Source organism: Micromonospora sp. WMMD712, assembly GCF_029581295.1.
Taxonomy (GTDB): Bacteria; Actinomycetota; Actinomycetes; order Mycobacteriales; family Micromonosporaceae; genus Micromonospora; species Micromonospora carbonacea.
On the sequence record NZ_CP120743.1, the window covers coordinates 2,033,232 to 2,048,522 of the forward strand.

Consider the following 15,291-nt stretch of genomic DNA (forward strand, 5'->3'; position numbering starts at 1 on the left):
TCGCCCGCTCTGTCGCGCAGGAAACGCGCCAGAAACACCGCGCGGGCACCATACGAGTCGGAGAATCGCACGGGTCACTCGCACTTACATTGAGAAAGATCTCTTGGTAAAGTCTCGTCTCGACACCCCGCCAGCCTGGTCTTCCACGTTTCGGGAAGCTCCGGAGGCATCACCGCAACCAACGCAGCCACAACTGAGTTGAATCATGCCATAACCGGAAGGTCGAGGTCGGTTGTGCGTACGTTGCTGCTCTTCGACGGCATTGGCAGCACCAACGAGAATCTGCTCCCCGCGCTCCGCGGACTGCATTCCGCCCCCGAGAACGCCGCATTCTTCCAGGCCGCATTCGACGCATTCGACGAGGTGGCCTCCTACCTCGACCCGCCGGCCCGGGCCCGGCTGTCCCCGGACGGTTCGACGCTGCGGCAGTGGCTCGGCGCGCCCGGTGGCGCGCCGGCGGGCTCGGTGGCCGCGGGGATCTGCGTCCACCTCTGCCAGGCCTGTCACCTCCAGCCCGCCCGGGGCCACCCGGACGGCGCGGTCGGCGCGCTGGGCCACAGCATCGGGCTGCCCGCTGCCATCCTCGCCGGCCTGCGCCTGCGGCGGACGGACGAGTTCCTGGGCGTCGCGTCCGCGCTGCTGCGGCTGGTGGCGGTCAGCCTGGTGCGCGCCGACGAGCTCGACGGCGGGCCGGTGCCCGACGCGGCCGCGGTGGCCCGGTACCTGACCCGGGGCCACCGTGGCGACGGCCCCGGACCGATGGCCGCGCTGTCCGGCGTCCCCCGCGCCGAGCTGCACGCGATGGTGGCCGCGTTCAACGGCAGCGGCGGCGCCCTCACCGTGGGCCTGACCAACTCCCCCGGCTCGCACGTGCTCAGCGGGCTGCCCGTCGAGCTTCTCGCGTTCTACTTCGCCCACGAGCCCCGCCTCGGGCGGGCGGGCGTGAGCTGGGCCTTCCTGCCCAGCACCATCCCCTTCCACAGCCCCCGCCTGGCCCCGGCGGCGCGCCGGGTCGACGACGACCGCCGCTTCATCGGCCCACTGCCGGCCGGCGACCGGCTACGACTGCCGGTGTACGCCACCGACGGCCCGCGCAACCTCCAGGGCTCGCCGGACCTGGTGGCGGAGTTCCTCGCCCAGGTGCTGCTGCGCCCGATCGAGTGGGAGCTCGCGGCGCGCCACGCCGTCTCCGACGCCGCGGTCGACCGCGTCGTGGACTTCGGCCCGGGGCCGTCCGCGCGCCGTTTCACCAGGGAATGCCTCGACGGCGTGGGTCGACGCCTGCGCTTCGAGCCGGTCCGACAGTTTTCGCGCCCCGGGCGCTAGGAGGAAAGCATGCGATGTCTACTGTTTCCCGGCCAGGGCGTGCAGCGCAGGGGAATGGGAGCCGGCCTTTTCGAACAGTTCCCGGACATCACCGCGCTGGCGGACGACATCCTCGGATACTCGATCGAAGAACTGTGCGTCCGAGATCCCGGACGTAAGCTACGGGACACCCGGCACGCCCAGCCAGCGGTGTTCGTCGTCAATGCGCTGCTCGGTTTCCGTCAGGTCGCCGAGGAATCCGGCGGATACCCGTTCTTCGCCGGGCACAGCCTCGGCGAATACAACGCGCTGGTCGCCGCCGGCGTGCTCGAATTCGAAACGGCGCTGCGGCTGGTGAAACGGCGCGGCGCGCTGATGGCGGGGGTCACCGGCGGGGGGATGTCCGCGGTGCAGGGCGTCCCGGCGGCCTTCGTCCAACGCGCCCTGCGGGAGACGGGCCTGGCCAACGTGCACGTGGCCAACTTCAACGCCGACACCCAGACGACGATCGCCGGCGACCGGGTGGAGGTCGCCGTGGCCGCCAAGGCCATCGGCGCCCTGCCCGGCGCGCGCGTGGTCCCGCTCAACGTCAGCGGCCCGTTCCACACCCCGTTGATGGCGCCGGTCGAGGCGCAGCTGCGCGCGGAGCTGCGCGACTGCGTGTTCGCCACCGGCCACGGCACCGTGGTCTCCAGCGTGACCGGGGAGGTCTTCGCGCCCGCTCGGGGGCCCGACCTGCTGGCCCGCCAGGTGACCGCGCCGGTGCAGTGGGTACGCGCCGTCGCCACGCTGCGCGCGGCGGGGGTCACCCGGTTCGACGAGGTCAACGGCAGCACCCTCAACGCTCTCGTGAGCCGGATCCACTGAAGGGACGCACCATGAGCATCGCGATCGTCGGCACCTCGGTGGAGCTGCCGGGGGTGACCGGCCTGGACGCCCTGTGGCGCGTCGTCAGCGCCGGCGTCAGTCTCACCCGGCCGTTCCCCCGGCACCGCCGGGACACGTTGGGCGAGTACATCCACTACCTGCGGGCCACGTCCGTCGAGCCGGTGGAGGACACCGACATCGACTACCACAACGGGTGCTTCCTCGACGCCGTCGACAGCTTCGACTACGCCGTGTTCGGCATGACGCCCCGGCAGGCGGCCCTGACCGATCCGCACCACCGGATGGCGCTGCGCGCCATGTTCCTCGCGCTGGAGGACGCCGGATACTCCGCCGACCGGCTGCGCGGCAGCCGAACCGGCGTCTTCGTGGGCTTCGCGACGAACCCGGGCTCGACCTACCTGGACTACCTCTCCCGGGTCGACCCGTCGGCCAACCAGCAGGCGATCACCGGGAACATCCCGGCCATGCTGGCCAACCGGCTGTCCCACCTGCTCGACCTGCGCGGCCCGAGCCTCGTCGTGGACACCGCCTGCTCGGCCACGCTGGTCGCGGTGCACCAGGCGAGGAACGCGCTGCTGGCCGGCGACTGCGAGATGGCCGTGGTCGGCGGGGCGCGGATCGTCTTCGCCCCGGTCAAGCACCCGCACTCGGCCATCGGCATCGAGTCGTCCGACGGCGTGACCCGCACCTTCGACGAGGCGGCCGACGGCACCGGCTTCGGCGAGGGCTCCGGGGCCGTGGTCCTCAAGCGGACCGAGCAGGCCCTGGCCGACGGCGACCAGATCTACGCGGTGATCCGGGGCAGCGCGGTCAACCACGACGGCCACACCGACGGCATCACCAGCCCCAGCGCCGAGGCCCAGGCGGACCTGCTGCTGCGGGCCTGGGAGAACGCGGGGATCGACCCCCGCACGCTGGGCTACTTCGAGGCGCACGGCACGGCCACCCGGGTGGGCGACCCGATCGAGCACGAGGGCATGAAGCTGGCCTTCGCCCGGCACACGTCGGACAAGGGCTTCTGCGCGGTGGGGACGGTCAAGGCGAACGTGGGGCACCTGTTCGAGGGCTCCGGCGTGGTCGGCCTGCTCAAGGCCGTGGCCGTGCTGCGCAACCGGATGCTGCCGCCGCAGGCCAACTTCGTCACCCCCAACCCCGCCCTCGACTTCGCCTCGGGGCCGCTGTTCGTCCCCACCGCCCTGCGGCCGTGGCCGGCGGACGGGGGCCCGCGGCGCTGCGGCGTGAGCGCCTTCGGCCTCGGCGGCACCAACGCGCACGTCGTCGTCGAGGAGCACGAGGCCGCACCGGTGCCGCCGGCGGAGCCGGGCGAGCACCTGTTCACGTTGAGCGCGGCCACGCTGCGCTCGCTGACCGGGCTGATCCGCAGCTACCTGCGGTTCATCGACGACGGCGGGCTCGACGGCCTCGACATCGCCGACGTCTGCCACACCGCCCGGGCGTCGCGCTCGGCCCACCGGCACCGGATCGCGCTGGCCGTCGCCGACGCCGACGGCCTGCGGCGCGGGCTGGAGCGGATCCTCGCCGACGACCCGCCGCCCGTGACCGGCCCGCTGGCCGAGGCGGCGCGGGCGTACCTGCGGGGCGGTCCGGCCGACTGGCGGGCGCCGGCGACGGGCCGGGCCCCGCGGATCGTGCGGCTCCCCTCGTACGTCTTCGACGAGACGACCGCCTGGGTGCCGTTCCCCGACGACTGGCGGCAGACGATGTCGCTGCAACGCGCCACCGAGCGGCACCCCGTGACCCATGACGTCGAGCTGCGGCCGGCACCGCCGCCCGGGGTGGCCACGACGCGGGCGGGTTCCGTGCTCGCCCTGGTCGACCCGGCGACCGACGCCGAGGCGACGCTGGCCCCGGCGCTGCCCGCCGGGAGCGCCGTCCTCCGCCTCGGTGAGCCGGTGACCCCCGGCGGCGAGGTGTTCGCCGCCGACAGCGGCGCGTCGTTCGACGCCGTCGTCCGGCTCGTCGAGGACCGCGACGTCACCCACCTGGTATACGCCCTGGCGTTCGAGGACACCCCGGCGGGCGACGTCGAGGAGGTCGAGCGCCGGGCGGCGAAGAACCTGTACGGCCTGTTCCACCTGGCCAGGGCGCTGATGTCGGCCGGCGCGAAGCTCGACCTGGTCGTGCTGACCCGCAGCGCCGTGAGCGCGCACGAGGGGGACACCGCCGCGGTGACGGAGAACGCCGCGCTCGTCGGCTTCGGCAAGGTGCTGGTCCGCGAGTACCCGTACGTGAAGGTCAAGAACATCGACGTCGACGCGGCCGTCCCCCCGGCGGCGCTGGGCGCCGAGATCCTCGCCGACGAGCACGGCCTGTCGGTGCTGCGGGGCGGGCAGCGGCTGCGGGAGGTCTTCGTCGAGGTGCCCGACGTCGAGCTCGCCACCGGCGCGCGGGAGCCCCGGCCGTACCTGCGCGCGGGCGGCACCTACCTGATCACGGGCGGCACGGGGGCGCTCGGCCTCGCCGTCGCCCGGGACTTCGCCACCGCCCGGCCCGACATCACGCTGGTGCTGCTCAGCCGCTCCGGGCTGCCGCCGCGCGAGGAGTGGGACGAGCTGGAGGCCACGTCCGACGGCCGGCTGGCGGAGCGGCTGCGGGCGGTGCGCGACCTGGAATCGCAGGGGGCCACGGTGGTCGGCGTGTCCGCCGACGCAGGCGACAGCAAGGCGTTCGCCGAGGCGGTCGCCCAGGTGCGTCACCGGTTCGGCCGCATCGACGGCGTGGTGCACGCCGCCGGGCTGCCCGGGGGCAGCACCCTGATGTTCCGCCGGCTCGACGAGTTCGACGCCGTGGTGCGGGCGAAGCTGCACTCGGCCTTCGTCCTGGAGGAGGTGACGCGGGAGGACCCGCCGGACTTCGTGGCCCACTTCTCCTCCGTCGCGTCGGTCTTCCCCGCCCCCGGGCAGGCCGACTACGCCGCCGCCAACTACTACCTGGACAACCTCGCCCGCTCCCGGGCGGGCGGGCGGTGCCACGTGCTCGCCCTGGACTGGGTGGCCTGGAAGGAGATCGGCATGGCCGTCGACTTCGGCACCAACGGCGACACCATGTTCAAGGCGCTGCCGACCGCCGTGGGCCTGGCCGTCCTCGACGCGGGGCTGCGCTCGCGCCGGTCGCGGCTGTTCGCCGGGGAGCTGAACTACGCCGGGGAGCTGATCCACCTGCTGCGCTCGTACGACGTCGGGCTGAGCCCCGACATCGAGGCCACCGTCGGGCGGCACATGCAGGCGCTGGAGGAACGGCTGTCGAAGGCCACCGAGAAGATCCGGTCGACGGTCGCGGCGGTCGCGGTGGAGCTGGACGGCCGGCCGGGCGGGGAGTACACCGACACCGAGCTGTCGGTGGCGCGCTGCCTCGCGCTCGCGTTCGGCTACGACCGGCTCGACGTCGAGGCCGACTTCTTCGACCTGGGCGGCGACTCGCTCATGGCGACCACGGTGGCCAACAACATCGCGGTCTGCCACGGGGTGCCGTACGACGTCGCGGACCTGCTCGCCGACCGCACCGCCGCCGAGATCGCCTACCACGTCGACGAGTTGCGCGAGTTCGGCACGGACGCCGGGTGAGCCACCGACCACGATGGGGGACGTCGTGACCGACATGACCACGGGGCCGCCGCTACGCCGGATCGTCGGTTTCGCCCTGCCGCTGGCGGTGGCCAGCCTGTTCCAGCAGGTCTACCTGCTGGTCGACAGCGTCGTCGTCGGGCGCTACGTCGGCGTCGACGGGCTCGCCGCCGTCGGGGCCAGCGGCCCGCTGTTCTACCTGCTGAACGCGATGTTCATCGGGCTGGGCACGGCGTTCACCATCCGGCTGGCGCACCTGCGCGGGGCCGGGCAGGACCGGCAGCGCCGCGACGTCGTGGTGGCGCTGGCCGCGGTGACGGTGTGCTGGACGCTCGGCTGCGTGCTCCTGGTCACGGTGTTCGCCGAGCCGGTCCTGGCGCTGATGGGGATCACCGGGGCCCTGGCCGAGCAGTGCGCCCGCTTCATCGGGGTGCTGTCGCTGGGCTTCCCCGGCATCTTCGGCTCGGCGGCGGTCAGCGCCTACCTGCGCGGGCTGGGCGACTCGCGGGCGGCGATGTGGGTGCAGGCGTGCGGGAACCTGCTCAACATCGGGCTGGCCCTGCTGTTCGTCGGCGGCCTGGGGCTCGGCATCGCCGGCGCCGCCCTGGCCACGGCGGTCGCCGCCAGCGTGGCCACGGTGGTGGGGGTCGCCGCGTCGGCCCGGGCGTACCCGCTGCCGCGCGGGCGGCCGACCCGGCGCGCGGTGCGCGGCGAGTTCGTCGACGCGGTCCGCCTCGGCGCCCCGCTGGCCACGCAGCACGTCATCCTCGCCGTCGGCATCATGGTGCTGGTCTGGATCATCGAGCCGTACGGCGAGGTGGTGCTTGCCGCGTTCACGGTCGTGTCCCGGGTCGAGGCGTTCAGCGCCATCCTGTTCCTGTCGTTCTCCGGCGCGGTCACCGCCTTCGCGGCGCAGAACCTCGGCGCCGGGCACGTCGAGCGGGCACGGCAGGGGCTGCTGCGGGCCCTCGGGCTGACGGTCGGGCTGACCGTGCTGGTCTCCGCCCTGGTCCTGCTGGCGCGGGGGCCGGTGGCCGCCCTGTTCACCGACGACCCGACGACCCGGCGGGTCACCGGGCAGTACCTGCTGATCATCTTCCCCTTCCTGTCGCTCTACACCGTCATGGTCGTGCTGCACGGCTACCTCAACGGCGCGCGCCGCACCACCGCGCCGCTGGTCTGCACGATCGTGGCCTTCGCGCTGGTGCAGGTGCCCTTCGCGTACGTGCTCAGCAGGCCGTTCGGCATCGAGGCGGTCATGTGGGCGGTGGTCGTGAGCTGGACCACCGGCCTGGCGTACTCGGTCTTCTGCCTGCGGCACGTCCTGACGCCGCGCCGGACCCCGGCCCGCGGCCATCCGCCCACGCCCGTGGAGGTGCGAAGCTCCCCATGATCACCATCCGCACGACCGACGTGGAGTTCCACGGCGGACGACCACGAACGGCGCCCCTGACCTGGGGCCAGGAGGTCATCTGGGACCTCGTGCGCGACTGGGACGACGCGCGCTCCTACGCCGTGCTCACCCGGTGGCTGCCCATCCCGCTGCTGTTGAGCGTCGGCGACGTGCTGGAGTGCGTGGCCGAGCTGCTGCGGCGGCACGAGGCGCTGCGCACGATGTACCGCCCCACGACCAGCGGCGACGCCACCCAGGAGGTGCTCGGGTCGGGCACGCTCCCGGTCGAGCTGTGCGACCGGCCGACCGACGACGACACCGACTGGACCACCATCGTCACCGACTGCCTCGTCCGGGCCGCCCAGGTGGGGTTCGACCACGACAAGGAGCTGCCGATCCGGTTTTCGGTGATCATGAAGGACGGCATCCCGATCCTGCTCTCGTTCGCCGTGTCGCACCTGTCCGCCGACTTCGTCGCCGCCGACCTGCTCGTGGCCGACCTCACCGCCCTGCTGCGGGCCCGCGTCGACGGCCGGCCCGCCCCCGGCGCGCGGACGGCCCTGCAACCGGCGGACCTGGCGGCGCTGGAGAACCGGCCCGAGGGCCAACTGCTCACCATCGAGGCGGCGCGGTTCATCCGGCGGCAGCTCGACCGCGCCCACCCCGGGATGCTGCCCACGCGGGCGCAGCCGGCCACGCCCCGGTTCTTCCGGGGCCAGTTGGAGTCCGACGCGGTGGCCCTGGCGGTGGCCCCGGCGGCGCGCCGCTACCGCAGCTCCCCCTCGGCGCTGCTGCTCGCCGTCACCTCGGCGCTGATGCGCAGCGTCTGCCCCGGCGACGCCTTCCCGGTCGACATCATGCAGGGCAACCGCACGCTGCCCGAACTGGCCGGCACGGTGTGCACGCTCAGCCAGAGCATCCCCACCGTGGTCGACCTGACGGCCGGCACCTTCGCCGCGCTGACCGAGCACTGCGCGGCCGTCCTCGCCCAGGCCCGCAACCACGGGCGGCACCGCCACCGCGTCGTCGCCGCGCTCGCCGACGAGGCGGGGGTCGGCTCGGCCGCCCACTTCAACGACATCTGGTCGCACCTGCCCGGCCGACCCACCAGGCCGCCGGCCACCCTGGAGGAGCTGACGGCCCGCACCGCGGACAGCGCCTTCTCCTGGCCGGAACGGGTCGACCTGAAGAACAAGGCGCTGTTCATGGGCGTCCGGGGCACCGCCGAACGGGTCCACCTCTCCCTGTTCGCCGACACGGCGCTGCTCCCGCCGGGCGACATCCGGGCGTTCCTGGACACGTTCGAGCGCACGGCGGTGACGCTCGCCTACCAGGACGTGCCGCTGGCGCAGGTCGCCGCCTGGTACGCGGAGAGCCGCACCCGGTACGCGGACGTCGACCACGGGTGAGCCCGGCCGGGCCGGCGCGGCCGGCGCGGCGGGCCCACGCGCACGTCGTCGTGGGCCCGCCGCGCGGATCAGGAGCCGCCGAGCGCGCCGGACGACCGCCCCTCGTGCAGGGTCAGGTTGCGTCCGGTGGCGGGGTCGAACAGGTGGATCTTCTCCAGGTTGAACCAGACCCGCCGGTCCCCGCCCTCGCGTACGGTCGACTCGGCCGACAGCCGGGTGACCAGGCTGGCCCCGCCGCCGCTGAAGTCGGCCCCGGCGTCGGCGGCCAGCTCCTCCAGCTCGGCGGCGCTGGCCCGCTCCCCCTCCAGGGTGAAGTAGACGTACTTGTCGGAGCCCATCGACTCGACGATGTCGACCGGCGCGGTGAACTCGGCGCCCCGGCGGCGGGTGTCGTCGTCGACCAGCTCGGCGTCCTCGAAGTGCTCGGGGCGGATGCCGAGGATCAGCTCGCGCGGGGCGTCGCCGCCCTCCAGCTCGCGACGGATCCGGTCGCCGATCGGCACGTCGCCGATGGCGGTGCGCAGCTTCCCGTCGTCGACGGCGGCGTGCAGGAAGTTCATCGACGGGGAGCCGATGAAGCCGGCGACGAAGAGGTTGCGCGGGTGGTCGTAGAGCTCCTGCGGCGGGCCGACCTGCTGGATCGCGCCGCCCCGCATGATCACCACCCGGTCGCCGAGGGTCATCGCCTCGGTCTGGTCGTGGGTGACGTAGACCGTGGTGGTGCCGAGCTGCTTCTGCAACCGGGACACGACCGTGCGCATCTGCACCCGCAGCTTCGCGTCGAGGTTGGACAGCGGCTCGTCCATCAGGAACGCCTTCGGCTGGCGGACGATCGCCCGGCCCATCGCCACCCGCTGCCGCTGGCCGCCGGAGAGGTTGGCCGGCCTGCGGTCCAGCAGCGGGGTCAGCTCCAGCACCTTGGCCGCCTCGTCGACCTTGGCGTCGATGGTCTGCCTGTCGAGCTTCGCGAGCTTCAGCGGGAACGCCATGTTCTCCCGGACGGTCATGTTCGGGTAGAGCGCGTACGACTGGAACACCATCGCGATGTCCCGGTCCCGGGGGGCCTTGTCGTTGACCCGCTGGCCGCCGATGCGCAGCTCGCCGGAGCTGATGTCCTCCAGCCCGGCGATCATGTTGAGGGTGGTGGACTTCCCGCAGCCCGACGGGCCGACCAGGATGACGAACTCGCCGTCGGCGATCTCCAGGTCGACGTCCCGCACCGCGACGGTCCCGTCGGGGAACGACTTGCTCACCTTGTCCAGCACGATGTCAGCCATGACTACACCACCTATCCCTTGACTGCGCCGGAGGTCAGGCCGGAGACGATGCGGCGCTGGAAGAAGAGCACGAACAGGACGATCGGCACGGTGATCACCACGGCGGCGGCGCAGATGGCCCCGGTGGGGTCCTCGAACTGCGACTCGCCGGTGAAGAACGACAGGGCCACCGGCACCGTGCGGGCCCGCTCGGTGGAGGTGAGCGTGATGGCGAACAGGAAGTCGTTCCAGCAGAAGATGAAGACCAGGATCGCCGTGGTGAACAGCCCCGGCGCGGCCAGCGGGGCGATGACCCGCCGGAACGCCTGGCCCTGGGTCGCGCCGTCCATCTTCGCCGCCTTCTCCAGGTCCCACGGGATCTGCTTGAAGAACGCCGACAGCGTGTAGATCGCCAGCGGCAGCGCGAAGGTGATGTACGGCAGGATCAGCCCCGGCCAGGTGTCGAAGAGCCCGAGCTGCCGCTCGATCTCGAACAGCGGCGACACCAGCGACACCTGCGGGAACATCGCGATCAGCAGGGAGACGCCGACTAGCAGCTTCTTGCCGGGGAAGTCCAGCCGGGAGATCGCGTACGCGGCCATCGCGCCGAGCACCACGGCGATCAGCGTGGCGATCAGGGCGATGCCGATCGAGTTGACCAGGGCCCGGACGAACTGGTCGGTGTCGAAGATCGACCGGTAGTTGTCCAGCGTCCACTCCCGGGGCCAGAACCTGCCGTCGGTGAGCGTGGCCGGGGTCTTGAACGACAGCGAGGCGATCCAGAGCACCGGGACCAGCGCGAAGACGACGACGATGACGTCCAGCAGGCCCCAGCGCAGCTTCGCCCGCGTGGTGGTGTCGGCCATGTCAGCGCCTCTCCCCGTCGTCGCTGCCGGGGGCAGCGGTGCCGAACAGCTTCACGAAGACGAACGCGATGACCGCCACGGTGAGGAAGATCAGCACGGACATCGTGGACCCGATGCCGAGGTTGAGGCCCCGGATCAGGTTGTTGTAGGCGAGCATCGACACCGAGGAGGTCTCGTTGCCGCCGGCGGTGAGCACGTAGATGTTGTCGAAGACCCGGAACGCGTCGAGGGTGCGGAACAGCAGGGCGACCAGGATCGCCGGCTTCATCACCGGCAGCATGACCTTGGTGAACCGCTGCCACGCGGTCGCCCCGTCGGTGGACGCCGCCTTGAGCAGGTCCTCCGGCACCAGGGCCAGGCCCGCCATCAGCAGCAACGCCATGAACGGGGTGGTCTTCCAGATCTCCGCCAGCATGATGATCGCCAGGGAGCTGGCCCGCTCGGTCAGCGGCGCGCCGTCGCCGAACAGGTTGGCCAGGTAGCCGGTGCCCGGCGTCCACGCGTACCGCCAGGAGAACGCGGCGACGACCGTGACGATCCCGTACGGGATGAGCGCGGCGGTGCGCACGACGCCCCGGCCGACCAGCGTCCGGTGCATGATCAGCGCCAGGCCCATGCCGAGGACCAGCTCGACGGCGACGGTGACGACGGTGATCAGCATGGTGACCCCGAACGCCGTCCACCAGAACTCGTTGGTCAGCACGGTCGCGTAGTTCTCCAACCCGATGAACTCGCGCTCGGCGGGGAAGCGCAGGTCGTAGCGCTGCAACGACAGCCAGATCGAGTAGCCGATCGGGTAGGCGGTGACCAGCACCATGACCAGCGCGGCGGGGGCGCAGAGCAGCCAGCCGAGCCTCCGTTCGGCCTTCTTGTTCTCGCTCAGCGGGGCGCGCCGGCTCACGGCAGCACCCCCTTCGACTCCAGGGCGTCGGCGATGGCGTCGCGCAGCTCGTCGGCCGTCCGCTCGGGGCGGATCGCCGACGGCGGCGACAGGATCGCCGACATCACCGTGGAGATGCTCTGGTAGGCCGGGGTCAGCGGGCGCGTCGCCGGCTCCTTCAGCTCCTCCAGGATGGTCTCCTTCATCGGGTACGCCTCGGTCATCTCCGGGTCGTCGTAGACCCGCTCGATGGTCGGCGGCACGCCGTCGTTGACGGCGGAGAACTTCTGGTTCCTGGCGTTGCGCAGGCACTTGGCGGCCTCGAAGGACTCCGCCGGGTGCCGCGAGTAGGCGCTGACGGCCAGGTTGACGCCGCCGATGGTGACCTTGCTGGGGGTGTCGGCGTCGATCCCCGGGATCCGCGCCCACTTCACCTTCTTCGCCAGCTCCGGGTCGGCCTCCTGCAACGCCGGGTAGACGAAGGGCCAGTTGACCTGGAACGCGCCGTTGCCGGACTGGAACTCCAGCCGGACCGGGTCCTCGGTGGCGTTGCTGAACGACGGCGACGTCACGCCGGACGTGGCGAAGCGCCGGAGCTGGTCGAGCGCGGTGACCGTGCCGGCGTCCATGACCGCCTGCTTGCCGTCGTCGCTGAGGATCCTGCCGCCCGCGCTCTCGGCGAGGGTGTTGTAGAGGACGACGAGCCCCTCGTACTGCGCGCCCATGGTGAGCACCTGGTACGGCTTGCCCTGCGCCTTCAGGTCCTGGGCCTGCCTGATCATGTCGTCCCAGGTCTTCGGGGCCTCCGGCACCAGGTCGGTGCGGTACCACAGGAGCTGGACGTTGGTGTTCTTCGGCGCACCGTACAGCTTGTCCTGGTAGCGGGCGGTGTCCAGCGGCCCGGCGAGGGTGCCCTCCTCCACCTCGGCGCGGTCCGGCCCGGTCCACTCCCGGATCCAGTCGGCGCTGGCGAACTCCTGCGTCCAGGTGACGTCGAGGCCGAGCACGTCCATCCCGGTGTCCCCGGCGGCGAGCCGGCGGACCAGCTGCACCCGCTGGTCGTCGGCCTGGCGCGGCAGCACCCGGTAGGCGATGCGGTAGCGCCCCTGCGCCTGGGTGTTGCAGTCGTCGACGACCTTCTGCAGGTTCTGCTCGGGCGGGTAGTACAGGTTGATGGTGGGCGTGCCGCCGTCGCCGCCGGAGCCGCACGCGGCCAGCGGCGCGACCAGCGTGAGCGCGGCGGCGGCCGCCGCCGCGCGGGCCGCGGGTCGACGCCGACGTCGGGCCGGATCTGTCATCGCCCTCCCCCTCTCTTCGGCGAAGAACCGGGGAGGTCACCCGTGCCCCGGCGCACGGCGAGACGGTCGGGAGCGGACCGGACACCGACCCGCCCCGGGCGTTTCGTGCGGGCAACACTGCCCGACCTGCCCAGGCGCGAAACCTGCCCGCAACGCGGGCGACCCGTAACCGCCGTTCGTCCGGTTCGTCTCGCCGCCGACGCCCCCGCCTCGGCGGATGCCCGGGTGACCCGGGTGGCACGGCCCGTCCGGCGGGTCGGACACGTGCGCGGGGAGGCTTCCGGGTCTCCGCCGGTTCGACTAGCGTTTGCCGGGAGTTCCCCCGGACTCAGCTGCCAGCGCGTCGCCGCCGAAGTCGATACGCCTCCGGCCCATCCCCCTCCTGCCCGAACGGTGGGTAATCGAGCGAACCCCCCGCTGCCGGTCCACCGGTTGGGCAGGATCGTTGACGACGAGGAGGTGCCGTCGTGCAGGACACCCGCGCTCTCGCCCTGACGTTCGAGGTGAGCGGCCTGCCCCCGGTGAAGACCGAAGCCCTGTCCATCTTCGCCGCCGGCCACCGGCAGGCGACGAGGGTCCGGGCCCTGCTCCTGGCGGCCTGCTCGGCGGCCCAGCGCACCGGCTGGACCCCGCTGGGCGGGCCGGTGGAGGTGGAGCTGACCCTGCGGTGTCCGCCGGGGCACCGCACCTCCGACGCCAGCACCCTGCTCGGCGGGATCTGCGCGGTGCTGCAGGACAAGAAGAGGGTCGCCACCATCGGCCTGACCCACCTCGGGGTCCTCGCCGACGTCGCCCTCTACACCGACGACCGGCAGATCCGCCGGCTGTCGTACCTGGAGGAACCGGCGGAGGAGTTCTCCTACCGGGTGCGGGTGGCCGCCCTGCCGGCCGTGGTTTGACCGACGTCCGCGGTGGGGTACCGCGGACGCCGACGAAGGGAGCGCCGATGTCGGAGCCACATGTCACGCTCGATCCGAGCGGGCTCGACCCCGTGCAGCGGAAGCTGCGGGGCCCGCTGGAGGATCAGCTGACCTCGGCCCTGCAGGCGGCCACGGGACGGGTCCGGTCGAGCTACGCGGGCGAGCCGGTCGAGCAGGTCTGCCAGCGGCTGCTGGACGAGACCCGGTCCGGTCTGCACCCGGACATCGCGGCCGGCTTCCAGCCGGACATGGACGAGTTCTGCCGGGTGGCGGTGGCGATCGTGCGGGGCGAGGTCGCCTGACCGGCGCCCGCTGCGGGCACGGTCAGGACCGGGTCCGCAACTCCCCGGTCCTGACCCACCAGCCGTCCGGTGTGGCAGCGGATCGCCGCCGGTGGGCGCGCGGGCGGGACACGCCGCCCACGCCGGGGCCCACCGATGGCGACGCGGCCCGCCTGCACTCAGCTCCACGGTGCGCCACCGCCGGACTTCGGCGCGTTCCCGACTCACCCCGAGGAGCCGCGAACGCCGGGCCAGGTTAGGCAGGGGGGCACGGGCGGAACAAGCCGCCGGGACCGCCCGCGGCGGCGTTTGTCGACCATGTCGAAAACCGGCAGGAGGGCGTAACACGGGCAGCCGCGCGGGCGCTGTTCCCCTTCGGGAGCGGGTGCGTCCGGCGGGCGGCCCGTGGCCGCGCCGGGCGCGGGCGGCCCGTGGGCCCGGTCGGGCCGACGCGGGACCGCGCCCGCGGCCCCGGTCGGGCGGCCGGGCGGCTCAGAAGTGCCGCAGCAGGTCGCCGAACGCGGCCAGCCGCAGCACGCCCGGGTCGGTCGGGTCGAGGTCGTCGTGCTCCAGCACCCAGGTGTTCTCGTTGGGGATGAACACCGCCCACATGCCGGCGGCCCGCGCCGGCAGGATGTCCGACTTCGGGGAGTTGCCGATCATCCAGGCGGAACCCGGATCGAAGCCGTGCTCCCCGGCGAGCCACCGGTAGGTGTCGACGTTCTTCTCCCGCACGATGTGCGCGGTGTGGAAATGGTGCAGCAGCCCGGACGCGTCGAGCTTGCGCTGCTGCTCCTCCCGGTCGCCCTTGGTGAGCAGCAGCAGCCGGTGCCGCTCGGCGAGCGCGTCGAGCGTCTCGGCCACCCCGGGCATCAGCTCGACCTGGTGGTTGACCAGCGCCTCGGCCAGGGCGTCGATCTCCCGGCGCTCCGCGGCGGAGGCGGGCCGCTGGCGCAGCCGCTCCAGGCACTCGCCGAGGCTACGCAGGAAGACCTTGCTGCCGTAGCCGTGGACGGCCGCGTTGGCCCGCTCGATGTCGTCGAGGATGGCGCGGATCTGCGCCCGGTCCAGCGTCGGATGGTCCAGCCAGCCGAGGAAGTCGTCGATGACCCGCTCGAAGACGACGTTGTTCTCCCACAGCGTGTCGTCGGCGTCGAAGACCAGCACCTGCGCGTCCCGCCGACCCGGCGTGCCCTGTCGCATGCCTCTCC

12 protein-coding genes are annotated in these 15,291 nt (G+C 72.6%); 7 read left to right on the forward strand and 5 right to left on the reverse strand.

What is annotated here, in order from left to right; genetic code table 11:
- Window positions 1–234 precede the first annotated feature (234 nt).
- From O7633_RS08395 to O7633_RS08415, 5 genes are read left to right on the forward strand one after another with little or no spacing between them, the layout of a single operon-like run.
- Window positions 235–1,326, forward strand: a complete 1,092-nt coding sequence (locus tag O7633_RS08395; protein ID WP_282327194.1) for a hypothetical protein — start codon at window positions 235–237, stop codon at window positions 1,324–1,326.
- A gap of 9 nt (window positions 1,327–1,335) precedes the next feature.
- On the forward strand, window positions 1,336–2,172 hold the full coding sequence (locus O7633_RS08400; protein ID WP_282327195.1) for an acyltransferase domain-containing protein: 837 nt from the start codon (window positions 1,336–1,338) through the stop codon (window positions 2,170–2,172).
- Between the two features lie 11 nt (window positions 2,173–2,183).
- Window positions 2,184–5,777, forward strand: coding sequence for an SDR family NAD(P)-dependent oxidoreductase (locus O7633_RS08405; RefSeq protein WP_282327196.1), 3,594 nt, complete (start codon window positions 2,184–2,186; stop codon window positions 5,775–5,777).
- Between the two features lie 34 nt (window positions 5,778–5,811).
- The gene (locus tag O7633_RS08410; protein WP_282328493.1) at window positions 5,812–7,170 is read left to right on the forward strand and encodes an MATE family efflux transporter; all 1,359 of its coding nucleotides are present in this window, start codon (window positions 5,812–5,814) and stop codon (window positions 7,168–7,170) included.
- Window positions 7,167–8,579 (forward strand): condensation domain-containing protein, encoded by a 1,413-nt coding sequence (locus O7633_RS08415; protein WP_282327197.1) that lies wholly within the window; start codon window positions 7,167–7,169, stop codon window positions 8,577–8,579. Before O7633_RS08410 ends, O7633_RS08415 begins: the two co-directional genes overlap by 4 nt.
- Before the next feature lie 68 nt (window positions 8,580–8,647).
- Here O7633_RS08415 and ugpC read toward each other — a convergent pair whose 3' ends face one another.
- From ugpC to O7633_RS08435, 4 genes are read right to left on the reverse strand one after another with little or no spacing between them, the layout of a single operon-like run.
- Window positions 8,648–9,856: a sn-glycerol-3-phosphate ABC transporter ATP-binding protein UgpC gene (ugpC, locus tag O7633_RS08420; protein WP_282327198.1), complete on the reverse strand. Its 1,209-nt coding sequence runs from the start codon at window positions 9,854–9,856 to the stop codon at window positions 8,648–8,650.
- A gap of 11 nt (window positions 9,857–9,867) precedes the next feature.
- Window positions 9,868–10,701, reverse strand: coding sequence for a carbohydrate ABC transporter permease (locus O7633_RS08425; RefSeq protein WP_074474243.1), 834 nt, complete (start codon window positions 10,699–10,701; stop codon window positions 9,868–9,870).
- Between the two features lies 1 nt (window position 10,702).
- Window positions 10,703–11,602, reverse strand: a complete 900-nt coding sequence (locus tag O7633_RS08430) for a sugar ABC transporter permease (protein WP_278127819.1) — start codon at window positions 11,600–11,602, stop codon at window positions 10,703–10,705.
- On the reverse strand, window positions 11,599–12,879 hold the full coding sequence (locus O7633_RS08435; RefSeq protein WP_178065677.1) for an ABC transporter substrate-binding protein: 1,281 nt from the start codon (window positions 12,877–12,879) through the stop codon (window positions 11,599–11,601). Before O7633_RS08435 ends, O7633_RS08430 begins: the two co-directional genes overlap by 4 nt.
- Before the next feature lie 467 nt (window positions 12,880–13,346).
- On the opposite strand from O7633_RS08435, the gene O7633_RS08440 reads away from it, so the two are divergent.
- Both O7633_RS08440 and O7633_RS08445 read left to right on the forward strand, forming a co-directional pair.
- Window positions 13,347–13,778 (forward strand): hypothetical protein, encoded by a 432-nt coding sequence (locus tag O7633_RS08440; protein WP_074474245.1) that lies wholly within the window; start codon window positions 13,347–13,349, stop codon window positions 13,776–13,778.
- A gap of 47 nt (window positions 13,779–13,825) precedes the next feature.
- Window positions 13,826–14,101: a hypothetical protein gene (locus O7633_RS08445; protein WP_074474246.1), complete on the forward strand. Its 276-nt coding sequence runs from the start codon at window positions 13,826–13,828 to the stop codon at window positions 14,099–14,101.
- Between the two features lie 471 nt (window positions 14,102–14,572).
- Here the strand turns inward: O7633_RS08445 and O7633_RS08450 are convergent, their stop codons facing one another.
- Window positions 14,573–15,283, reverse strand: a complete 711-nt coding sequence (locus tag O7633_RS08450) for an HAD family hydrolase (RefSeq protein WP_282327203.1) — start codon at window positions 15,281–15,283, stop codon at window positions 14,573–14,575.
- Window positions 15,284–15,291: the final 8 nt, after the last annotated feature.